We start from the raw sequence: 20,148 nt of genomic DNA, 5'->3' as shown, positions 1-20,148 counted from the left end.
GCACCTAGACTAAGTGACAGATGTCCGCGAGGCCGTCCGCGTTGTAGGCGTAGCTGGTGCCGTTGTTGGCGGCGAGCCTGTTGGCCTGGTCCCACCAGGTATAGGAGACGGTGGGGCCGCCGGACGCGGCGCCGGTGAGCCGGCTGCCCCGGGGCGTCGTAGGTGTTCGCCGTGGTGGTTCCGGAGACCGACACGTGCTGGTGCTGGTTCCGCGAGCAGAATCCGGTCAACACTTGGGTGCAGCCATTCACTCATTAGCGTGTGTACGGCGGATAAATGCGTTCAGTACCGGACCGCAGCTGAATTTGACGCGGCCTGCGGCTTCGCAAGATCGTAGACATTGGTTCCGTCGATCTCTTCTTTGCTGAACGTGTCCGTTACCCATTTCTGGATCGCTAGGACCTCCGGGCTATTTCCGGGAACCTTCAGCTGTTCGGGCTGCTCCACTAAGTAGCAAATTTTACCGGCGGCTACCCAGCCCTGGAACTGCTTCAAGGTCGGGCTTGGATCGTGAACAGCAAAGCCACCGAGCGGCATTATCGCCCGGTTGGACTCGAGCTGAAAGCGCGCTGCGGTTTGAGCCGGGTAGGTGGCGGCAACCCAGGTACACGCGGCTGGAGCCATTTGGAGTCGATCCAATATGTTTTTGCTCGGGCTGTTGCCGATTGCGAGTCCATGTTCCCAGGCCGGGTTCTGTTGCTTGACTCCTTGGAGGAAACGACTCAGCGAGTTCGGGTTTCTCGTCAAGCCCCCGGACAATGGAATTGACCCGGACTGAGGTGTGCCCGCAGTGATGACAGAACAGAACAGAGGTCCGATCAAAAGCGCTCCCATCGCCAGGAAAGTTGCACCCCGATGCAGCCATGGCCGCGGCGCCCGGACGGCACTGGCAGCGGCTGCCACCAAACCTGCAAACTGGACGGTGTTCCCCAGCCACTCGGGAAAAACGTCGCTAAGCCGCCACATTGCGTTGGCGAAGATGATGCTCACTGCCAGAGCCAGCGCGGTCAACACGCGCCCCCGGATCGTACTGGCGCCTAAGAACAACAACCGGGCGCCAATGCCGACGCAAAGGGCCAGCGGGGCCGCCAGAGAAGCGGTGTAGTAGGAATGGAAGCTGTTCCCCATGAAGCTCAGGGTCAGATAGGTGGTGAGAAACCAAAGCACGGCACCGGAGGCAAGCAGCGCTTCATTGCGTTCGAACCGCCGCCTTGCGATGGCCCAAATGATGGCCGCGCTGCTGAGCAACGCAGGCAGCAGCAGCCAGCCGATTTCCTGCCCTACGGAGGCACTGAGCAGTCTGAACAGTCCGGCGTCCGACCCCACCGCGTTGAACTGCTGCGGAATCAGCGTCATCGAAGGGTCATCTTCATGCTGAACGACGCGGTCGATCCCGTTGTACCCGAGCGTCAGCTCAATCATGCTGTTGTGCGTTGAGCCTCCAACGAAGGGGCGGGATTGGGCAGGAATCATGTCCACCGCGAGGGGCCAGGCCAGGGAGCCAACGACCACGACGCATCCGGCCAGCGCGAGCCCGAGGAACCGCTTTCGCCATGACAGCTTGGCGAAAAGTAGAAAGACGACCGCGATCGCCGGGAGGACAAGGAATGCTTGCAGTTGTTTCGTCAGGAATCCGAGTGCCAGCAATCCACCGGCGAGGAGAATCGGTTTGAGCTTGCCGGCCTCGGCTGCCCGGACCCCCGCGTACAGCGCCGCGACCATCAACAGGACCATGAGGGGATCCGGATTGTTGTAGCGGGCCAGAAGCACCGTGATCGGCGTGAACGCGAAAACTGCTGTGGCGATCAGGGCCGCGGAGGCCGGGAAATACCTTCGCATCAGCGCAAAGATCAGCAAGGTGCTGGTCAAGGTGATGAGGACTTGAGGAACCAGAATCCCCCAGGAGTTGAGCCCGAAGAGACGGACGGAAAGTCCCATGACCCAAAGACTGAGCGGCGGTTTATCCACGGTGATGGAGTTGCCCCAGTCCGAGGACCCAAAGAAGAACGCTGTGAAGTTGTGCTCCCCGGATTGCACGGCGGCCGAGTAGAAGGCGTTGGCCCAGCCGTTTTGATCCAGCTTCCAGAGATAAAGAACCGCCGCGGAAACGAGCAGCACAGCCAAGGTCAGCTTCTCCCAGAGAGCGATTGGGGCCGGTCTCCGGGCCGTGAAGTTAGCCGCCCTCCGTCCGGTGGAGACGATAGATTCGGACACCGTCAACGGACACCTCCATTTGCCCTGCCGGCGCAGGTTTGATCGTTGCCAGGGATTGGGAACCGCAGAACCATCATTTCGGTTCCCCTTGGACAGCCAATCTTCCGACAGGATGCAGGTCTCGCTTCAGAAGCCGGGTCCGACCGGGACAACGGGATCAAAGCAGTGACCCGATTGTTGGACTACGAACGGTCGCCCTGCGATTCAGTTCATCAGATCGCCGGAATCGGAAGACCCAGATACGTTTCAGAGCGAAGCGCACCACGGGAGTAAATATGTTCTCTCCAGTTCGTCCAAGCCGGGTGCCGATGGTGAAGTCTGAGTGCCCGGAAAGCAAGGGGGCGATAAGCGGCGGCAACGCTGCCGAGTCGGGCGAGAGATCGACGTCAAGATAGGCAATAACCTTTGCTTCGAACGTTGTCCAGGCGTCGCGGAGAGCGAAACCTCGACCTTTGGCCTTCAAGCGCCGATTGCCTGCACTGGGAAGTTCGCTGGCGAGCTTCCGCGAAATAGCCCCTGTTGCGTCAGTGCTGGCGTTGTCGTCGATCGCGACTACCCAGCCGTACAAGAATTCCTGCGACAGGTAGTCGGCAAGCCGGCGGATGCTTCGGTCGAGTATGGCGGACTCGCTGAAAACGGGGACAACTATTTCGATCGCCAAGCCCCCAGAGCTAGGTGTCATGCGGCGATCGTACATATCACCGATACCCATTACTAGGGTGCTGCGAGGAGGCAGGAAAGTCCTGAACAAACCTTAGTGGAATGTTTAGGCAATCTTGACGTTCGGCGTACCAACGGCAAATTTAAACTGACCGGTGGCCGCATGGTTTGCCCGCTGGTGGCAGGCGATTGACCGGGGGGGGAGCACCGATCTAACCTGACGAGCGAACAACACTCCCCCAGGGCCCGTAGCGGCAGCCGCCGGACGATCCCCGCACCGCCAGGTTGCCGACAGCAGGGTTTCTCGCCTTCCAATAGGGCCGCGAAGAGAGTTCGCTTCGGAATACCGGAGTATACCTTTTCACAACCGACGGCCTACGATTGGCAACGGATCGAAGTGGCACTGTCATGTGCACGCCCGGTCGTTATGAAGAGCGACCATGTCTACACGAACCCCGGAATCTCAACGTTCTTTCGCGTTGGCCAGGATCTGCTGGATGCGCTGGTAAGACACGCCGAACACCTGGGCTATTTCGGGCGGGGTCATGCCTTCTTTGACAAGTTCTCCGATCGCGTCAACGCGAAGTTTCCCGGCCTTGTTCAACAGCTCGTCCGCCCGGACCTTGAGGGACTCCGCTTCCGTCCACGCGATCGCGCCAGGGCTCTCCGCTTCGAAAACGACGCTGAAATGTATCCGGTCCAGGGCAATCGGGAATCCTTGGGCAAGCCGGCGAGCCAGGGAACGTTGGGCGGCCATAAGGCGAGGGCCGGTGACACTAATTGATCTCTCCGGATCCTGAACTGTCCATCGCGCACCATCCCAGGAGGCCGTGATTTTCACCGTGTCAGAACCCGGGGACTCCTCGGGCACCCCGCGGTCACTGAGCCATCTGCGGAGCCGGCCCAGATCATAACGGGCCATCCCGCGGTTCCCGCTTAGGCGCAAATCCGCTGGCGTACCGTTCAAGCTGTCGGCCAAGGCTTTGAAGGACATCACGTCCTGCCCTGCCCACTTGGCTGCCTGTCGCAAGGTCAGCGGCAATTCAGGCGGCGGCACTTCTGCGTTCAAGCCCATTTCCCTCCGACAGCAGGTTTCATCGTAGAGCCAACATACCCCCGGACCCCGCCCGAATCCTCGCAAGAGTGTTATCTATCTGTTTCTGGAGCGGTTCACCCGCCTCTGACGACCGAACCGCTCCGGCGTCAGGAGTTGCTCCACCCGGCTGCCCCAGCTCAAAACTCGCAAAGGTCTTGAGCAACGAAATGCGACGCCGCAAACCATGCGCAAATCCCGCGTTTCGGCCCCGAGCGGGCGCGAGGTCTCACGGCTCCCTATCCGGGCAACGCCGTCCGCGCCGCCCTGCGGGACTCATCGTCTTCAGGCCATGATGTACGGCGCCCCCACGGTCTAGTCCTCATACTGCTCGTCAGGGTCTGGTGGAAAAGCAGAGACGGACCGCTTTGCACTGCCCGGCAAGGCTCCGGCCGCATAAGATCACCACCATCCGATTCCGTCCACCGGACCTGAAAGAGTGCCGCCACCTTGCGCAGAACTCCGAGCACCGCCCCCGCGAAGCCGCTGTCCTCGCCCTCATAGCCACCACGAGCCGTACCCTTCGTGCCGTGCGCACCATTGTCTTCCCCGCCCTGTGCCTGGCCACGCACCGACCGGACAGACCCGCCCGCCACCGCCGCGCCACACCACCTGCACAATTGATGCCGACCCTTGACCGCCAGGTCCTTCAGCGTCTGGCCAGCGACATGCACAGCAGCAAAGCCGCCGACCAGTTCGCAGCAATGTACATCAGGATGCTCCCAATGCGGGTGGAACGTATCAGCCAGGCCCTGGACGACGGCGAGGACCACCTGGCCATGGACGCTGCCCTAAGCCTGAAGGCCAGTTCCGCAATAATGGGGGCTCTCCGGATGGAGCAGCTATGTGCGCGGCTCGAACACGCCCTGTCCCAGACGGACCACATCGGCGCCGTCGCTGCCGGCAAGGACCTCAAACTGCACCAGGCTGAACTGGAGAAGGCGTTGGGTAGCACCTAGGCCAGAGTATTTCCGCCTGTAGTGCAGGCTGGCTGATGGCTGTTCCTACCGGAAGAGCCGGGAACCATTGACCCGGACCAGGCCCCTCAAAGGATTACGTTCTTGGTCGTACGCCGCGGCGAAGTCACCAGTTAGCCAGGACGTGGCTTTACGCGGGTTCAGGACTCTGCCCGATCGTAAACGAACTGCCTAATGCAACTGATCGGGCGTCGACTCGACGTCCTTAACCAAAGGCTTCACGGCCCCGGCCCGGTGCGGGCGATCGCGGACGCACTTACGTATCACGGTGACATCCTCGAAACCTTTAGCGCCTCCTACCGCCTACCCAATTGGTCTTATGCCAGCCCTAGTTTTGGATCTCCCAAAGTTTTGCTCAAGATTCGCCTAAATCCTGAAGAAATTTCCAGAACAAAACTTAGTTGAAACTTTGAGCTTTCTTGATGCGAGGCCAGCAAAGTGGATCTTGTTCCGCTACACGGTCTCAAACGAAACGGAAACGTCCCCATGGACAGCTCACTCAGCTCTGGCACGGGTCCCCGCCTGGGGGCGAGGACCCGCCAACGTATCTCCGCACGCCAGGTGCTCAGGATGATCGCGATGACGGCCGCGACGCTCGCGACTCTGGCCTTCCTTGCGGTCGGTGTCGTGGCCCCGCTGTTGCACATCGGATTCTCCCCGGTTCTGACTGGCAGCATGCGCCCGGCTTACGCTCCCGGGGACCTGCTCATCACGGTTCCAGCCGATGTGAGCAGCCTGCGTCCGGGCCAGATCGCCGTCTTTACGCCTCCGGGTGAAAGCGTCCCGTTCGCTCACCGCATCACCGCTATTGCCGGCACCCCGTCGAAACCGATCCTCACCACCAAAGGCGATGCCAACCCGGCCCCTGACCATTGGCAGGCTGTACTGGACCAGACCCAGGTGCCGGTGGTCGTCGCCGTCGTTCCCTCGGTTGGAAACGTCCTGCTGTGGATCGAAAGTCCGCTCCAAAGGGCCCTCCTGACGGCTTTGTTTGGCCTGACGGTCACCGGATCCGCTGTCTGGTGGATCCTCCGAAGCGCCCCTGCCTCATCGGCACGCCGCACATCGGGCCACTCCGGCCGCCGTCGCGCCGTCCACGCTCTCTAAGAACCCATCACACACCACCCTCCCGTAAAGGATCTGCCATGTCTGAAATCAAAGCCCACCGCGCCGCCCGCTCCACCCGCCGCCCCGCCCTGTTCGCCGCCTGCGCCGTGGCAGCTGCCGGCCTGGCCATCACCGGCGGCGGCGTGTTCGCTGCCTTGAACGCCACCGCCTCCAACACCACCGCCCAGAACGCCACCTCCGGCACCCTGAGCCTGACCATGGCTAACAACGGAGCCGGGTTCGGCCAGTCGGTCTCCAACCTCGCTCCCGGCGACATCGTGAACCGCTACGTCAACCTCACCCAGGGCGACACCATGGATGCCAAGGCCCTGACCCTGGCGGTAGCAGACGGCACCCCGAGCAAACTCACCACCGACGCCACCAAGGGACTCCACGTCACCGTCACCGACTGCTCCGGCACCTGGACCACCACCGGCGCCGGCGCTTGCACCGGAACCGGGGCCACCACCACCGTCCTGGCGACGGGCGTGCCCCTGAGCTCCCTCACAGCGACGCCCTCGACGTTGATCGCCGGCACGGTCGCAGCAGGTTCCACCCTGAACCTCCAGATCTCCCTGACCCTGCCGGACCAGAACGAAACCACGGTCAACGGCGTCCTTCCCGCCAGCCCCATCCAAGGCCTGGCCTCGGCGCTGACCTGGACCTTCGGCGAAAACCAGCGCACCTCCACCGTCGTCGGAAGCTAAAGTCGGAAGCTAACGCCGGCAGCTCAGAAGGAGTGAACGTGCACCACTACCCCAGCAGGGCCGCTGCCGCCATCGCGGCCGCGGTCCTGCTGGCGTGCACGTCCACACCCGCCCAAGCCGCCACGACAGCGACCGCATCCGCCTCATACGCCCCATCCCAGACCCCAACCAGCGGTACCTGGGGAGCGGTTGCAACACAAAGCAGCAGCGGTTTCGGCACCGGCCCATTGGCCCTCTCATTCACCAATCACGGCGGGGTGGGAAATCCTTCGTTCACCCCCCAATACTTCACGGTGGGGAACACCGGCACCCTGTTCATCACTGCGGCAAATTACAGCGGTTCCGCCTCGGTCTTGGCAAACGTGCAAATTACTCTCGAATCCTGCAGCGGCACCTGGAATGAAACCTCTGGTGTGTGCTCGGGCGGAAACGTGACAACGATCTTCACAGTCTCTTCCGGGTCATCAACGATCCCGGCCACGCTGGGCCCGGCCCCGGCAAGTCCGGGAACCGGCATACGACTCCGGGCCACGGCCAGCAGCAGCGGCAAGGTCGCAAAGTCACCCGCTTCGACACTGTCCCTCGACGTTTCGGTGGATCGCACCCAGGTCCGGACCGCAACGACCACCGGAAGCTGACCCGCACCAAAAACACCCCTTCAGCATCTCATTTCAACTAGACACGAACTTCGAACAGGACCAGACCATGGCAGCCACAGCACGGCGGGAAGTCTTCCAACCCGACCCCCTGCTCGACCTCGCAGACCAGCTGCAATGCACCACCATTCCCAGGAGATACGCACTAACCTTCCTGGAAATGCTCCAGATGCGCGTGGAGCGCATCCTCTGCGCCATCGTGAGGAACGACGCCAAGGACGCCATGGACGCCGTCCTCAGCCTCAAAGTCAACGCCCACATGGTCGGTGCACGCTCCATGGAGGAAACCTGCAACGGCCTTGAACAAAACATCCTCGACGGCGACATGTCAGTCGCAGCACGCAATGCCCGCTCCCTTCCCGGCAACATCGGCACCCTCAAAACCGCCATGCACGATTTCCTCTCCCGAGTGCTCACCGACGGCCCGACCGCAGAGAATTAATCGCAAACCAACCAGCAGCAGCCGCTGAAAGGACAGGGAACCGGCTCATTAATAGGTCCGAGGTGGTGTTTCTTCCTCGCGGTCCGTCATCGACGCCGCCCCGGTTGGGCCCGGACCCTTAGCCCCGGTACCGGAGCTCTCGGATCCTTCATCTCTTGCACCGGCCAGGATCTTCTGGATGCGCTGGTAGGACACCCCGAACACCCCGGCAATCTCCGGAGGAGGAGGCTGCGATCCGGACCGTCACCGGGGATTCCCCAGGTATTTTCCGGCTTCTGAGCCAGTTGCGGAGCCGCACCGGTCCGCGCCACGGTTCCCAAGCAGGCGTAGATCAGCCGCCGTGCCGTTGAAGGGCGTCTGCGAGGGCTTTGAAGGACATCACATCCAGTCCTGCCCGCATGGCTGCCTGCCGCAAAGTCAACGGAGCCGGTCCTGGACACCCTGATCATCGGCCACCCGAAGCCCGGCTCCTCCACCGCCACACCCGCCCCGTAACCCCGAGGCCGCACGCCGGACCACTCCCGGTTCAGACCGACTGCCCCGCTGGGCTGAATCCTGCCGCAAAACCCGAGACCGGAACATAGAAAGCAAGAAGCCACCGTACTGTTCGTCAATGACCACCCGGAGGAAAATTAGATGCCTGGTCTTGGTGCACGCGGGCCGCGGCGCTATTCACTCGAATCAAAAACATGCGGCTTGGACTGAGTCAGCCTTGTGCTGGCAGCCAAACGGGGTCAGCGACGGAAGGATCCTGGAGCCCGGACGTCGCTGACCCCCCCCTAGGGGAACGCACGAACGCAACGAGCGCCCAGCTGAAAGGGAATGCGTGCACCCCTGTTGACTCATTGCAATACCTCCGGGAAGAGTAATACGTTGCCTCATTTGAAAACCTCCGGATGGGTGGTTTCGTTGCCTCGTTGAAGAGCCTCCGCGAGGCCTAGCTGTTCCAGGCGCGGTTGACGGGTTTGAGGGGTGCTGGTTTCTTGGCTAAGGCCAGTGTTTCCAGCTGCCCGGTAAGCGCCAGGATCTCGCGGGAAAGGGCTCCGGGCTTGATGCGTTTGAAGGCGGCGTTCATCTGGATGACCGGGCGTTTGTTCATCCGTTCATGCCGGATCGCGCGTTGGTGGGGTGTGGCGGGGGCGTCGTGTTTCTTCGTGACTTTCGCGCCGTGCCGCTGCTTGGAGAGTAGCTTCTGCTGCGGCAGCAGGTAGTTGGTGAAGACACGGTCCAGCTCCCAGATCTCGTTGAGTTTGGCCAGTTCCGCGTCGGTGTCGTAGCGCAGGTAGCCGACCAGTTCCCGGACCCTGGCCCAGTTCTTCTGCTCCACGTGGGCTCCGTCGTTTTTGTTGCCGGGCCGGGAGCGGGTGAAGGTGATCTCGTGCGCGTGGCAGTAGGCCAGCAGATGCTCGTTGATGAACTCGGAACCGTTGTCTGAATCGATGCCGATGATCGGGAACGGGAACACGGCAGTGACGTGTTCGAGGGCCTCGAAGACCCATTTGGCGGCCTTGTTCCGCACCGACCGGTTCACGGTCCAGCCCGTGGCGATGTCCGTCACGGTCAGGGTGCAGCAGAACTCGCCGAAGCTGTTGCCTCCCTCGTGGCCCACCAGGTCGATCTCCACGAACCCCGGGACGGCGTCATCCCACTCGGCCCAGGTGCGGACCGGGATCTGGGATTTGAGCAGCGTGCCCGGCTTGGTATGGGACCGTCCCCGCGGGAAAAGTTTTGCCCGTTCGCCGGCGAGTTTCCGGTCGATGGTCGCTGCGCTCATCCGCATCAGCAGTCCGGCCTGTTCATCGGTCAGCTCAAGCTCCCGGTCCCTGCGCAGCAGCGGGACCAGGACAGGCAGCATCGGGGCCAGCAGCCTGCCGGCAGGGGCGCGCAGCACGGCCCAGCACTTGATGAGGGCAGGCAGCAGATCAGGCCCGTAGACCGCGGTCCTGCCCGGGCGTGGTCTGACGATCTTCAACACCAGGGCATCCCGCAACGCCGCCCGGGCGTAGTCGCGGTGCCAACCGGTCAGCTCGACCAGTTCGTTCAAGATCCGGGACTTCCCTGCACGATCAGCACCCTTATAGGCGAGGGCCTTCTTCTTCGTCACAGCTTGCCGCTGGGCCATCGTTAGCTCCATGAAAACGGGCATAGCCCCCAACCGCCGCCACAATTGCGAACCACGCCGCTACACGGAGGTTTTCAAATGAGGCAACGTATCCGGCTACGCGGAGGTTTTCAATGAGTCAACGCGGCACCTGTTCCGTACCCTTTTCAGCCCCTATGATTGCGGAGGGGGTGCCGCCGAACGGGCGAGCCCAAAGGACGCTGCCTGGGGGCGGGTTTGAAAGATACGGGTGAACGCGGGGCTGCCGCTGTCCTGATCGCACTGCTCATGGTGGTGCTGCTGGGTTTCGGAGCCCTCGCCATTGACGTCGGCAACATGTACGCCACGAAGGCGAAACTCCAAAACGGAGCCGATGCCGGGGCCTTGGCAATCGCCCAGGACTGCGCGACGCGAGGAACAAGCCTGTGCACCACCACCGCCCCAGGGAAGGCGCTGCAGCTGGCCCGGGCGAACGCCGACGGCGGCCTTGCCAGTGCGGCCGCCCCGGCCTTCCCCAGCCCCGGTACCGTCGTGGTAGATGTCTCGGCCCAGGACGCCAACGGGAGCGGAGTCTCCCTGGGACTGGCAAGGATATTCGGCGTCAACCGCGCCGACGTCAAAGCCGAGTCCACAGCGAAATGGGGGTCACCCTCCGGCGGGACGGTCACCCTGCCGGTCACTTTCTCCGAGTGCCAGTTCGATCTGTCCGGAACGATCCAGGTCCTGCCGATCCACGGCACCACGACCTGCGTCAGTTCCAGCCCATCAGGTCACATCATCCCCGGAGGGTTCGGCTGGCTGCAGTCGGACACGGGAAAGTGCGGGGCAACGATTTCAGTCGCCAATCCGGCGGTTCAGTCCAGCCAGGGTGTCAGTGAACCCGGACAGTGCTCGGCAGTGTTCGACTCCCTAAAAAACCAGGTCATCATCCTGCCCGTCTTCAACGACGTCGACAGCAGGGGCAACTACAACATCAAAGGATTCGCCGCGTTCCAGCTCCTCGGCTTCAATTTCCCCGGGCACAGCTGGAACAACAACGGTTCCCCCAGCTGCAAGGGCAGCTGCAAAGGCCTCATCGGTAAATTCGTGCAGTTCACCAGCCTGAGCGACTTCCCCCTGGGCGGCCCGGACCTCGGCGCCAAAGTGGTCCGGCTCAGCGGATAGGGGACACCCGTCAGGGTGCGGCTGGGTGACTATGTAAAGGAAGGCACGCTGCCGGAAAGTGTCGAGCCCGAGATCTGGCTTCCATTGCTTGAATGCAAGAGACGTACCGAGCAGCGCATGGTATGGGTAGGCCCCATCGAATTTGCACTCTTCACGGCCCTCTGCGTCTTCCTGATCGTAATGGAACCATCGGTTTGGTTCTGGTGGCTTTCGACAGTTCTATTCGTCGGCCTGGGGATCTGGGTGCCGCTCTGGTCGATCCGTCGTGCCCCTAGGATTGACGCCTTGATCGCCGAACTGAAGGCTCATGAAACAGACCGGTCATCCTTCTAACCTCTGTTTCCCGGCTGTCTTCGGGACCAGTAGCATCAGGGCAATCAAAATGATCCGTTCGAAGGATTGGGACCGACGGATTGCAATCCGAAGAGGGACCGATGGAATACGAGTTCAGGGGTGGGTTTGAAATTCCCGGACGGTCCAGTATCCAAGGACCGTGGATCATACTCATCATGAGCGCCTCGCAGCGTGAGTTTCGACCCAGATCCCGTTGGTGGGCGCGCCACTTCGGCTCTTGGCGGCTCGAGCGTCCCTCCGTCCGCGAGGTTTATCCGGGCCGTCCGCATCCCTTCTATTCCTGGGGACGGGTGAACTTCCTCGCCAAGGAGAACATGCCATGGACATTTCTGGCCAAATGGCCTGAGGGTGTCCTTGGCGCCGCGGAAGAACTCGGCTACCCGGTTCGATATGGCGACCAGATCCCGTGATGGCGGCCTACACGGCACTGGCCAGACGCCGGACAGTCTTCTACACCCCCGGGGTGCTCACCCACCCAAAGAACTCCGAACGGAAATCAATGATCTGACCTTGCGGGTCTCCCTCTGCATCGATCAGCACCTCTACACAACAGCCCAGAAAGCAGGCCCCCGGACCAGCGCGAGCAAGAACGTGGAACTGATCATCATCGACGAGTCCGAACGGCTCGGCCCCACGGCCCTTGAACTGATGAGGGACCGCTACGACCGCGACAACACCGCCCTGATCCTCATCGGCATGCCCGGAATCGAAAAACAGTTCAGCCGCTATGCGCAGCTATTCAGCAGGGTCGGATTCGCCCACGAGTACCGGCCCCTCTCCCCGGACGAACTGCACTTCGTCCTGGAACGCCGCTGGCATCGCCTCGGACATGACCTGGATCCCGACGACTTCACCGACGCCCAGGCCGTCGCCGCGATTGCCCGCATCACCAGCGGAAACTTCCGTCTTATCGACCGGCTCTTTACCCAAATGGAACGGGTCATGCGCATCAACGAACTGACCGCCATTACCGACGACGCCGTCGAAGCCCCACGCTCCACCTTCGTCATCGGTATCAGCTGAACCACCACCTTTTCTACGGAGGCCCCATGCCTGGACAGCGCATCGGATACATCAGGGTCAGCAGCCTGGACCCGAACCCCCAACCCCAGCTCACGGGCATTCAGCTGGACCGGGTCTTCACCGACAAGGCCTCGGGCAAAGACGCGAAACGGCCCCAGCTCGAGGAACCGGTGTCCTTCGCCCGAGGCGGCGACACCATCGTTGTGCACAGCATGGACCGCCTCGCCCGCAACCTCGTCGACCTGCGCGCCCTGGTGGAAAGACTCACCCTCAGAGGCGCGCGGGTGAGTTCGTCAATGAAGGCCTGACCTTTACCAACGAGGACTCACCCAGGGCCAATCTGATGCTCTCCATGATGGGCACCCTCGCGGAATTCGAACGCGCCCTGAACCGTGAACGCCAACGCGAGGGGATCACCCTGGCGAAAGCCCGCGGGGTCTACCGCGGACGCAGCCAAGCACTCACTCCCGAGGAAGCAGCCCAGCTGCGTCAGCTCGCCGCAGCAGGCGAACCCAAAGCCGGGCTTGCACGCCAATACGGGATCAGCCGGGAAACCGTCTACCAATATCTGAGAACAGACAGCTGAGCCCGGCCGAAGACAACATCGGTCAAGGCAACCCACTTAGAAAGCCGATTCCATCAGTCAGACCGCCCCAGAACCGCCATTCCCAACTGTGAAAAAACCGCCATTCCTAACCAAAAGTCACAGGTCCGGAAGGCGTTTCCTAGACGCCCTCGGCGCCACTCTTGGATGCCAATCTGACGGGTTTTGCAGTCTGGAGGATGATGCACAGTTCGGGTGAAGACCGATGGATCTTGTGAATCCCAGCGGGGTGTCGTTTCCCGCCGGGACTTGTTGTTCCCGCCCGGTGAATCACGTCGCGCCAGTATTCGACCGGGCCTGGACGGGCGGTTTATTTCTTCGGTTTCGTGCGCCTCTTTTGCACCGGGGGGACGTCCAGGTGCGGGACGGCCCGCAGCATGAACCGGTCAAAGTGCGGCACGGTGAAGCCGGCGTAGCCGTGGGCGGGCGTATAGAGCAGGCCCATGTTGATGAGTTCGGATCGCGTGGGGGCCAGCTGGGTGGACTCGCGTCCCATGACGGCGGCGACGTCGGCGGCCTTTTGGGAGTCGGGGCCCAGCTGTGCCATGGCGCGCATGTAGGCGATCTGCAGCTGGGTGGCCCTGTCGAGCCGGACGCGGAAGAACGAGGAATCAAGTTTTGCCTCGTAGGCGTCCTTTGCATCCTCAACATCTTCCAAGGTGATGGAGTCGCCGTCTGCGACTGCCCACACCTGGTACCCAAGTTCCTGAACGAAGTATGGATAGCCTTCGGTGAGGTCGAAGGCGCGGACCAGTGCCTCGTCTTCGAAGTGCACATGTTCGATGTGCGCTGGCTCGGCCAGTGCTTTCTTGGCATCTTCGAAATCCAGGGATCCGAGTTTCGGGAACTTGAAGAGCCGCTCGGCGTAGGATTTTGCGTCGCCGGCAAGCTCGGCGATCTGGGGCAATCCCGCGCCGACAAACGTTACCGGGAGTTTTCTCTGCACCGATTTGTGGATCGCTTGGATGACGGCTTCGAGTTGTGATTGGCTCAGGAACTGGACCTCGTCGAATAGCAGAACCAGGCCCGTCCCGTGTTCCTTGGCGGCTTCGCCTATCGAAACCAGGACGTCCGTCAGGTCCAGGGTAAGACTGCCGTGATCGGCAAATCCTTCGGCGGCGTCGACATCGAGTGACAGGGTCGGGATACCCGAGGAAGGATCGATGGAAAGGCTGAAGGACTGCAGGACTTGGGCAGCCTTCCGTGCTTTGTCTCCCCACTTGGCCCGTGGTGAAATCTGGTAGAGCGCGGCCCGCAGCTGCGAGTAGATCGTCCTGCGGAAGTGGTCGTCATCGTGTTTGCTGGCCTCGAGCTCCAGCACCTTCCATTTAAACTCTTCTGCTATCTGACGGAACTCCCCCAACAAAACGGTTTTGCCCACACCGCGAAGACCGGTGACGATCATGGATTGATTGGTGCGGCCCTTGGCGAGCCTGCGCAGGAGGATCCGGAAGTCCTCAAGGAGATCGTCACGGCCGATGACAATCTCCGGCGTCGCACCCGCGTTCGGAGTGTAGGGGTTGTTCACTGGATCCATGTCCCGATCTTACAAGATTTACTTCCCTTTATTGGTTTCTAATAAAGTGTGTATTTTGCAATAAAGTAATCCGGGCCGGGCTCGAAGCTTACAGGTGCTGTGCGGCCTGGCTTCAGTGAGCCCCCGGCGCCCTACGGAATCACTGGTTCAGGTGGTCCAACGGCGGACGGAAGCCTTGGATGCTTTTCACGGATGAGAAATCCAAACGTTCAACCAGGCCCGGGTGGCGCTGATCAACAGCGGCGGAAGAGGTCGGCCCCGCTCCTCGCTGGAATACGCCCACCCTGCTGGTGTTGCGTGGATCACATTTGGTCTATGGTTGGGCCGCCTGTTCCAGCAGGGCTGCGGGGGTGGCGGCGACCTGGCCGCTGGCGGCCTGTTTTTCCTCGGTCCATTCCTTCAGGTACCGGGTGGCGTCTGCGTTGCTCACTCCGGCGGCCGCGCGGACCGTGGACACGGTGGGCCGGCGCTCGGCACTGATCTGCTCGGCCGCGGCATAGACGCGGTCCTTCACGCTCGACGTCATCAAAGCGCCTCTCTAAATTCCAGATAGTAGTAGGAGTAGTAATGATACTACTCCTACTACTGATGTTGAAGATTAGCACGGCGGCTCGGACTCCGGCCACTCCGGATCGGAGCGCAGCCGGCTTTGGAACGCGTTATGCCCATTGGGGTCAGGGGGAGCCCTCCGCACAGCTCAAAGCTGGGCGGTTTCTCACAAACGTCGCAACACCGACGGAAAGTGGTGTTGATTCATGCGCAGTTCCACCGGCGGCCACGACGGCAGGTGGCCGAAACCTGGATGACGACTCGCCCGGGAGATGGCGGCACGCCGGGTCTTTTCCGTGGATGGCCTGGCGCCGGCTGTCCACAGCGGCGGGCGGCCGGGCGCGAGAGGCTGTGGGCAACACGTACACAAGCACCCCTGCCTGGAGGATGCGGCCGCAAGGCTGTCGCTCCTGGCTTCTAGGATGGATCCCCCAACAGGGCGAGGGAAAAGGAGAAGCATGGAGGATCAACAGCGGCCGCGGGCCAGCGCCTGGCAGATCGCTGGCGTCTGGATCGCAGCTGCAGCGTTGCTGCTGACCGCGGCACGGATGGGTGTGGATTTGTGGCAACTGACCGGACATTGACCAGCCAGGCCGAGGCGTTCCACGCCAGCCGGCGCGGCTTATGGATCCCGGTCCCGGGGGGCACGCATGAACCGCCCGCTTGGCGGAGGCCCGCTTAGTGGAGGACGGGGTCGCTGCGTGTGACGGTCAAGTGCTCGTCGTCCTGTCGCTGAGCAAACGTGCCCTACTGGGCCCCGTCCGGCGACGCTGCGGAGCGCCTTCCAGACGGCGTATTCCTGACGACAGGCAAAGATGCCGTGTCGAAGAACCGGTATTCCGTCACAGGAAGGCGGGATGTTCCGGCGGCCTCAGCTTTCTCACGGATGAAATCGCGGTCCTCCCGGGAGAGGACAACCTGCCCGTGCGGGTCACACGCCATGTCCCCGCGTGCGTCCTGGCCGAACTTGGCCGACAGGGCCGGAGGCACGACCAGACATCCCGGATTCTCCAGAAGCCATGCCCGGGTCCCGGAATCGAGCCGGTCCCACTCGTCCTTGAGGCTCACGCTCATCACTACCGCCTTCGTCGCCGGGGGCTTTCCTGAATGAATTCCATCCAGAATACCCGTTACCACTCACGCGGATGACAGGACCCGCGTCATCTCATCCCGTCACGGTGAAATCTCACGGAGCAGCTGACAGGACCACTTGCGGAAGAAAGACGGTCCAACATTGGTCTGGAGCACGTCACCGCAACAGCACAGGATCTCGCCACAATAGTGACGGCCAGCCCGTGCCCTGCCCTGAGCCGCCACGCCCGCAGGGCTGGGTGCCGCCGGGGCGGGGAACGGTACGACCGACGGGCGCTGGTGAAACGACGCGCCATTCCTTCCGCCGGGCCCGCGCGGATTCAGCCGGTCCGCCCACATGCGGTGGATCGATCTTTTGCCGGACCATAACGGCCGGACACGGTGTGGTGTCCGGACGACAAGTCGTGCCAGGCGTTAGCAGCAGCCTGGTTTTCAGGAGGATGGCCATGGCCGGGATGTTTGAACTCTTCATCGATGAGGACGCGTGCTTTAGATTCAGGCTCAAGGCCGCGGATGGAACCGTGGTGGCGGTCTCCCGGTCCTTTCCCGACAAGCCCGCTGTCGTTTCGGGCATCGGGCTTGTGCGCGAGTGTGCCGGAATGGGCCTGATCACGGACCTGTGCCCGGAAGTCTCCCACCGGCGTTCACCGGCCGCCCCGCCGGCCCCCGGTGTCAGGCAGGTCCGTTCCGCGGCGCCCCAGCGTGCCGTCGGCGCCGGCCCGCACCGGCCGGCGGGGCCGCGGCTGGCTCCAGTGCGGCGTGGCCTGCCCAGCGTTGCCTGAAACGGGGCCGCCCTCCCGGGGAACGCCGGACCTGGGGCTGCACGCGGATCCTCCCGGCAACGCCTCGGGTGAGGACAATGAACCGTGCCGGTGGAAACGGTTCCTGATGCCACCGGCCCCCGGGGGGGAACAGGTGTGCCCGGGTCAGAGGCCACCCTCGGGTCCCTGACCGTGCTCCCCGGGTAGTGCCTGGGCTTCGGGTGTCCGGTGGAGGTGTTGTTCGAGTTTGGCTTCTGCTTCGCTGCGGCGCCGCCCGACCACCCGCATTTGATGCGTGGCCGGGCTGCCCATGTCCTCCCAGAGGGGAGCCCGCGGCGCCATCCGATGGCCAGGGGCCGGCGTGGAGGAAGGCTCCTTGTTTTCACTCATGTCTGCATCATCCCACTGCACCGGCCCGGGTAGAAGACCGGGCAGGGCGATTCCCGTCCGTGGCCGGGGCCAACGACGCCCGGCCGGCGAAGGGGCGGCATGCCGGGTGGCTGCTGCCGCCGCACGTCCCGGGCGGGTGCTGTAGACGGTGGCTGAAGACCATGTTTGAATCGGGTGAATTATCGTGTGACACCCTCGGGGCCAACACGTTCCGGTCGAGACCGGCGGGGAAGGGACAGACATGAGTGCTCGGACAGATGGACAGGAGGAACCCGTCCACGACGGCGTGCAAAATGAGACCGATCCGGTCCCGAAGGACCCCGCCGGTCCCCCGGCCCTTCGGAACGGCCGCCCCGCTGACGGTCCCGGGGCGGCACCACAGGACGCCGCGGGCAGGGCATCCGGCGGCGGTGCCGGGGATCCCACCGGACCTGCGGAAGAACAGGACGATGCGTCCCCGGATGACCGCGGGCTGACGACCGATCTGACCCCCGGCGACTAGCAGGCCCCTGGCCGGCGGAGAGGCGTTGGCCTGACCCGGCGGCGGGATCCTATGCTTTTGGTCGGTTCGCGAGTTCGCCGATGGGACTGCCGTTCAGGCTCTGAAGCAGGGCCCGGGGATCCGGGTAGACCTCAAGTGCCCCGGCCGCGCGGAGCTCGGCTTCACTGATCCCTCCACACGTGAGGCCGATGGTCCCAATATCCAGTTGTGCCGCGGCTTGGACATCCCAGACCGAGTCTCCGACGAAGACGACATCTTCGGGCCCGAGTTCCAGGCGTTCGAGAGCCGCTTGGAGGATGTCAGGAGAGGGCTTGCTTTCGGCGGCGTCAGCTGAACTTGTCGCGCAGTCAATCCAGGCGTCCGCGTCCAGGACGTCCCGGAGCACCTGCAGGTCCCGGGCATGCGCCGATGACGCCAATGCCACGGCGAGGCCCGATTCGGCGCACCGTTGCAGAAGTTCCCGGGCTGCCTCGAAGGGCCGGAGGGCAGGCCAGAAGGTCGAGAAGATTGCCCCGTGGGCGCGTTCGATTTGCTGCCGGACGTCTTCATCGGTGCCGAGCGGAAGCAGCCGGTCAAGCAGTTTGTCCCCGCCCATGCCGATGTGGCGGTGGATTGATGACATGGGAACGTCCAGGCCCTGCTGCCGGAAACCCTGCCACCAGGCGATGGTGTGGAAATAGGTGGAATCGACCAGGGTCCCGTCCACATCAAACAGAACCCCGCGCTGCTTCGCGGATTTCGATTGTTCCTCCATGAGGCATTCACCTTCCCTTGTCTTTTGAAACCACGTGGCCCCGCCCGTGGCGGCGGGGCCGGGACCGTTTCCTGGCCACGAATGATCCGACCGGCAGCAGGAGGCTTGAACGGCGCCCGTCGTGCCGCCGTCCTAACTTTTCACAGCGCTGCTCGTTTCACTCGCAGGAGCCGGCACCGTGGTGACTGGTGCCGGACAAGGCTTGACCCATTTTAGGGACAAAGAGCCCGCACCCCACAGTGTCTTCCGCGGCCCGGTGCTTGCACCTGCCGGTCCTGCCCCGTACCTTGGGGACAGCGGACGAGGGTCCGGATCAGGCGCCGGCACTAGATCCGGTTGCAACAGAGTGTGGTGAGGGAAGCAGAGATGGCAACAGGAACAGTGAAATGGTTCAACTCCGAGAAAGGCTTCGGCTTCATCGCCCCTGACGACGGGTCCGCGGACGTCTTCGCGCACTACTCGGCAATCGCCAGCAGCGGCTACCGGTCATTGGATGAGAACCAGAAAGTCCAATTCGACATAACCCAGGGCCCGAAGGGCCCGCAGGCGGAAAACATCCGCCCGCTCTAGAACACTGCGCCGGGACTGAGGGCATCAGCCCGCTCCGCACTGCTGACGCCCGGTCAGCCGTGCCCCCGGATCTTCGGGGTCAGGCAGTGCGGAGTGTTGCCCGTATCAGGGTTCATCTGCAGTCCGGTGGGGCCCCAGCGTCGCGGCCCCCGATGGAGCGCAGAAGCACCGTGGCATACGCCACCGGCACCTACGTCCGCCAGGCTGGGCGGGCGACGCGAAATGAGCGCGGCTTCAGGGCACCAACGGGTGCCTTGCTTCTTCCGGCGTTTCATCTTTCGTCGTTTTCTGCGTCACGATCCACGCGAGCACTATGACCGCCAGTTGCACCGGAATCCGGAATGCGACGAGAAGGGGCGGGATGCCGGCGGTGCGCCTGTCCACGGACGGACGCACCGCGGGTTCCTTTGGTCTGCTCTTTGGTGTGTGGGGAGTTCGATTCCCGCCTGGTTCCTTCTGGACCCCGCCGGTCAATGGATCAAGGCTTAGGCAGCGCGGTCCGGTCCCCTGGCAGTGACGCAGGCGGCAGGGAAGCCTTGCCGGGTCGGCTGATTCGGGCAGCAGTCCCTCGCGGACCACCATGCCAAGCCGGTCAAGGACATCCGTTCCTGCATCGGCTGCACGGAGGTCAATGACAATGTCCATTCCCGGCAGGAACGAATTCGTGCGGCGCACGATCGCGTACAGGGCCGGGAGGTTCCTTTGGGTCACGCTTCCGCGGACGGCCAACCGGACCGAGGCCAGACCGGTGTCCAGACAAACAAGGATCTTCAACCTCTCATCCGCACAGCCGTGGCGCACTTCGATCGGAACGGGGCCGCGCACACGCCTCACCGGTCTGGTGTTTCCGGTCCGGACAGGGGATGTCATGTCCACGCCGCCTCTGGCCGC

At 62.9% G+C, this 20,148-nt stretch carries 22 protein-coding genes and 1 pseudogene; 13 read left to right on the top strand and 10 right to left on the bottom strand.

Annotated elements, in window-relative coordinates; all coding sequences use genetic code 11:
- Window positions 1-282 precede the first annotated feature (282 nt).
- The 3 genes from A3M3_RS26420 to A3M3_RS0121895 form a co-directional block, all read right to left on the bottom strand.
- Window positions 283-2,214: an ArnT family glycosyltransferase gene (locus A3M3_RS26420; protein ID WP_155854511.1), complete on the bottom strand. Its 1,932-nt coding sequence runs from the start codon at window positions 2,212-2,214 to the stop codon at window positions 283-285.
- Between the two features lie 157 nt (window positions 2,215-2,371).
- A complete protein-coding gene (locus A3M3_RS0121900) occupies window positions 2,372-2,896 on the bottom strand; it encodes a glycosyltransferase (RefSeq protein ID WP_081737036.1) in 525 nt (174 codons plus the stop codon).
- Window positions 2,897-3,337: 441 nt separating this feature from the next.
- Complete coding sequence (locus A3M3_RS0121895) at window positions 3,338-3,943, bottom strand: hypothetical protein (RefSeq protein WP_155854510.1); 606 nt, start codon at window positions 3,941-3,943, stop codon at window positions 3,338-3,340.
- Window positions 3,944-4,311: 368 nt separating this feature from the next.
- On the opposite strand from A3M3_RS0121895, the gene A3M3_RS27155 reads away from it, so the two are divergent.
- The 5 genes from A3M3_RS27155 (at window position 4,312) to A3M3_RS26405 (ending at window position 7,856) form a co-directional block, all read left to right on the top strand.
- Window positions 4,312-4,926: an Hpt domain-containing protein gene (locus tag A3M3_RS27155; protein WP_155854509.1), complete on the top strand. Its 615-nt coding sequence runs from the start codon at window positions 4,312-4,314 to the stop codon at window positions 4,924-4,926.
- 504 nt (window positions 4,927-5,430) lie between these two features.
- On the top strand, window positions 5,431-6,051 hold the full coding sequence (locus A3M3_RS0121885) for a signal peptidase I (protein WP_028268110.1): 621 nt from the start codon (window positions 5,431-5,433) through the stop codon (window positions 6,049-6,051).
- 38 nt (window positions 6,052-6,089) lie between these two features.
- Window positions 6,090-6,758, top strand: coding sequence for a TasA family protein (locus A3M3_RS27150; protein ID WP_051422925.1), 669 nt, complete (start codon window positions 6,090-6,092; stop codon window positions 6,756-6,758).
- Window positions 6,759-6,796: 38 nt separating this feature from the next.
- Window positions 6,797-7,396, top strand: a complete 600-nt coding sequence (locus A3M3_RS0121875; RefSeq protein ID WP_028268109.1) for a hypothetical protein — start codon at window positions 6,797-6,799, stop codon at window positions 7,394-7,396.
- Window positions 7,397-7,463: 67 nt separating this feature from the next.
- Entirely contained in the window at window positions 7,464-7,856 is a 393-nt protein-coding gene (locus tag A3M3_RS26405) for an Hpt domain-containing protein (protein WP_035743702.1), read from the top strand.
- 937 nt (window positions 7,857-8,793) lie between these two features.
- Here the strand turns inward: A3M3_RS26405 and A3M3_RS0121865 are convergent.
- The gene (locus A3M3_RS0121865) at window positions 8,794-9,978 is read right to left on the bottom strand and encodes an integrase catalytic domain-containing protein (RefSeq protein ID WP_081736666.1); all 1,185 of its coding nucleotides are present in this window, start codon (window positions 9,976-9,978) and stop codon (window positions 8,794-8,796) included.
- 216 nt (window positions 9,979-10,194) lie between these two features.
- Between A3M3_RS0121865 and A3M3_RS26400 the strand changes: the two genes are divergently transcribed.
- The 4 genes and pseudogenes from A3M3_RS26400 (at window position 10,195) to A3M3_RS29340 (ending at window position 13,084) form a co-directional block, all read left to right on the top strand.
- The gene (locus tag A3M3_RS26400) at window positions 10,195-11,121 is read left to right on the top strand and encodes a TadE/TadG family type IV pilus assembly protein (protein WP_051423482.1); all 927 of its coding nucleotides are present in this window, start codon (window positions 10,195-10,197) and stop codon (window positions 11,119-11,121) included.
- Window positions 11,122-11,630: 509 nt separating this feature from the next.
- Entirely contained in the window at window positions 11,631-11,885 is a 255-nt protein-coding gene (locus A3M3_RS0121850; RefSeq protein ID WP_155854508.1) for a hypothetical protein, read from the top strand.
- Between the two features lie 100 nt (window positions 11,886-11,985).
- Entirely contained in the window at window positions 11,986-12,498 is a 513-nt protein-coding gene (locus A3M3_RS26390; RefSeq protein WP_231497398.1) for an AAA family ATPase, read from the top strand.
- 26 nt (window positions 12,499-12,524) lie between these two features.
- Window positions 12,525-13,084 (top strand): annotated as a pseudogene (locus A3M3_RS29340) (recombinase family protein).
- A gap of 328 nt (window positions 13,085-13,412) precedes the next feature.
- Here the strand turns inward: A3M3_RS29340 and A3M3_RS0121835 are convergent.
- Both A3M3_RS0121835 and A3M3_RS0121830 read right to left on the bottom strand, forming a co-directional pair.
- Complete coding sequence (locus tag A3M3_RS0121835) at window positions 13,413-14,639, bottom strand: ATP-binding protein (protein WP_028268107.1); 1,227 nt, start codon at window positions 14,637-14,639, stop codon at window positions 13,413-13,415.
- A 313-nt stretch (window positions 14,640-14,952) separates the two neighbouring features.
- Window positions 14,953-15,165, bottom strand: a complete 213-nt coding sequence (locus A3M3_RS0121830; RefSeq protein ID WP_028268106.1) for a DNA-binding protein — start codon at window positions 15,163-15,165, stop codon at window positions 14,953-14,955.
- A gap of 481 nt (window positions 15,166-15,646) precedes the next feature.
- Between A3M3_RS0121830 and A3M3_RS29335 the strand changes: the two genes are divergently transcribed.
- Window positions 15,647-15,772, top strand: coding sequence for a hypothetical protein (locus tag A3M3_RS29335; RefSeq protein WP_269317346.1), 126 nt, complete (start codon window positions 15,647-15,649; stop codon window positions 15,770-15,772).
- A gap of 163 nt (window positions 15,773-15,935) precedes the next feature.
- On the opposite strand, the gene A3M3_RS27145 is transcribed toward A3M3_RS29335, so the two are convergent.
- Window positions 15,936-16,262 carry a hypothetical protein gene (locus tag A3M3_RS27145; protein ID WP_051423480.1) on the bottom strand — a complete coding sequence of 109 codons (327 nt, stop codon included), beginning with the start codon at window positions 16,260-16,262 and terminating at the stop codon, window positions 15,936-15,938.
- A 464-nt stretch (window positions 16,263-16,726) separates the two neighbouring features.
- Between A3M3_RS27145 and A3M3_RS27735 the strand changes: the two genes are divergently transcribed.
- Window positions 16,727-17,062 carry a YegP family protein gene (locus A3M3_RS27735; protein ID WP_081737035.1) on the top strand — a complete coding sequence of 112 codons (336 nt, stop codon included), beginning with the start codon at window positions 16,727-16,729 and terminating at the stop codon, window positions 17,060-17,062.
- Window positions 17,063-17,206: 144 nt separating this feature from the next.
- Here the strand turns inward: A3M3_RS27735 and A3M3_RS28300 are convergent, their stop codons facing one another.
- Window positions 17,207-17,431, bottom strand: coding sequence for a hypothetical protein (locus tag A3M3_RS28300; protein WP_155854507.1), 225 nt, complete (start codon window positions 17,429-17,431; stop codon window positions 17,207-17,209).
- A gap of 241 nt (window positions 17,432-17,672) precedes the next feature.
- Between A3M3_RS28300 and A3M3_RS0121805 the strand changes: the two genes are divergently transcribed.
- Window positions 17,673-17,933, top strand: coding sequence for a hypothetical protein (locus A3M3_RS0121805; RefSeq protein ID WP_028268105.1), 261 nt, complete (start codon window positions 17,673-17,675; stop codon window positions 17,931-17,933).
- Window positions 17,934-17,982: 49 nt separating this feature from the next.
- On the opposite strand, the gene A3M3_RS0121800 is transcribed toward A3M3_RS0121805, so the two are convergent.
- Window positions 17,983-18,687 carry an HAD family hydrolase gene (locus tag A3M3_RS0121800; protein ID WP_028268104.1) on the bottom strand — a complete coding sequence of 235 codons (705 nt, stop codon included), beginning with the start codon at window positions 18,685-18,687 and terminating at the stop codon, window positions 17,983-17,985.
- Between the two features lie 366 nt (window positions 18,688-19,053).
- On the opposite strand from A3M3_RS0121800, the gene A3M3_RS0121795 reads away from it, so the two are divergent.
- A complete protein-coding gene (locus A3M3_RS0121795) occupies window positions 19,054-19,257 on the top strand; it encodes a cold-shock protein (protein WP_028268103.1) in 204 nt (67 codons plus the stop codon).
- A gap of 234 nt (window positions 19,258-19,491) precedes the next feature.
- Here A3M3_RS0121795 and A3M3_RS0121790 read toward each other — a convergent pair whose 3' ends face one another.
- Window positions 19,492-20,127 carry a hypothetical protein gene (locus A3M3_RS0121790; protein WP_155854506.1) on the bottom strand — a complete coding sequence of 212 codons (636 nt, stop codon included), beginning with the start codon at window positions 20,125-20,127 and terminating at the stop codon, window positions 19,492-19,494.
- Window positions 20,128-20,148 lie beyond the last annotated feature (21 nt).

This window comes from Arthrobacter sp. MA-N2 (genome assembly GCF_000517125.1).
In the GTDB taxonomy this organism is placed as follows: Bacteria; Actinomycetota; Actinomycetes; order Actinomycetales; family Micrococcaceae; genus Arthrobacter; species Arthrobacter methylotrophus.
The sequence above is the reverse complement of the archived record's forward strand: the minus strand, read 5'-3'. Positions and strand labels throughout refer to the sequence as shown.

Excerpts from the sequence above, each read along its gene's own strand:
- A3M3_RS0121900 (WP_081737036.1), bottom strand. The coding sequence starts at position 2,896 with ATGACACCTAGCTCTGGGGGCTTGGCGATCGAAATAGTTGTCCCCGTT.
- A3M3_RS0121885 (WP_028268110.1), top strand. The coding sequence starts at position 5,431 with ATGGACAGCTCACTCAGCTCTGGCACGGGTCCCCGCCTGGGGGCGAGG.
- A3M3_RS27150 (WP_051422925.1), top strand. The coding sequence starts at position 6,090 with ATGTCTGAAATCAAAGCCCACCGCGCCGCCCGCTCCACCCGCCGCCCC.
- A3M3_RS26405 (WP_035743702.1), top strand. The coding sequence starts at position 7,464 with ATGGCAGCCACAGCACGGCGGGAAGTCTTCCAACCCGACCCCCTGCTC.
- A3M3_RS0121865 (WP_081736666.1), bottom strand. The coding sequence starts at position 9,978 with ATGGCCCAGCGGCAAGCTGTGACGAAGAAGAAGGCCCTCGCCTATAAG.
- A3M3_RS0121850 (WP_155854508.1), top strand. The coding sequence starts at position 11,631 with ATGAGCGCCTCGCAGCGTGAGTTTCGACCCAGATCCCGTTGGTGGGCG.
- A3M3_RS0121835 (WP_028268107.1), bottom strand. The coding sequence starts at position 14,639 with ATGGATCCAGTGAACAACCCCTACACTCCGAACGCGGGTGCGACGCCG.
- A3M3_RS0121830 (WP_028268106.1), bottom strand. The coding sequence starts at position 15,165 with ATGACGTCGAGCGTGAAGGACCGCGTCTATGCCGCGGCCGAGCAGATC.
- A3M3_RS29335 (WP_269317346.1), top strand. The coding sequence starts at position 15,647 with ATGGAGGATCAACAGCGGCCGCGGGCCAGCGCCTGGCAGATCGCTGGC.
- A3M3_RS27145 (WP_051423480.1), bottom strand. The coding sequence starts at position 16,262 with ATGAGCGTGAGCCTCAAGGACGAGTGGGACCGGCTCGATTCCGGGACC.
- A3M3_RS27735 (WP_081737035.1), top strand. The coding sequence starts at position 16,727 with ATGGCCGGGATGTTTGAACTCTTCATCGATGAGGACGCGTGCTTTAGA.
- A3M3_RS28300 (WP_155854507.1), bottom strand. The coding sequence starts at position 17,431 with ATGAGTGAAAACAAGGAGCCTTCCTCCACGCCGGCCCCTGGCCATCGG.
- A3M3_RS0121805 (WP_028268105.1), top strand. The coding sequence starts at position 17,673 with ATGAGTGCTCGGACAGATGGACAGGAGGAACCCGTCCACGACGGCGTG.
- A3M3_RS0121800 (WP_028268104.1), bottom strand. The coding sequence starts at position 18,687 with ATGGAGGAACAATCGAAATCCGCGAAGCAGCGCGGGGTTCTGTTTGAT.
- A3M3_RS0121795 (WP_028268103.1), top strand. The coding sequence starts at position 19,054 with ATGGCAACAGGAACAGTGAAATGGTTCAACTCCGAGAAAGGCTTCGGC.
- A3M3_RS0121790 (WP_155854506.1), bottom strand. The coding sequence starts at position 20,127 with ATGACATCCCCTGTCCGGACCGGAAACACCAGACCGGTGAGGCGTGTG.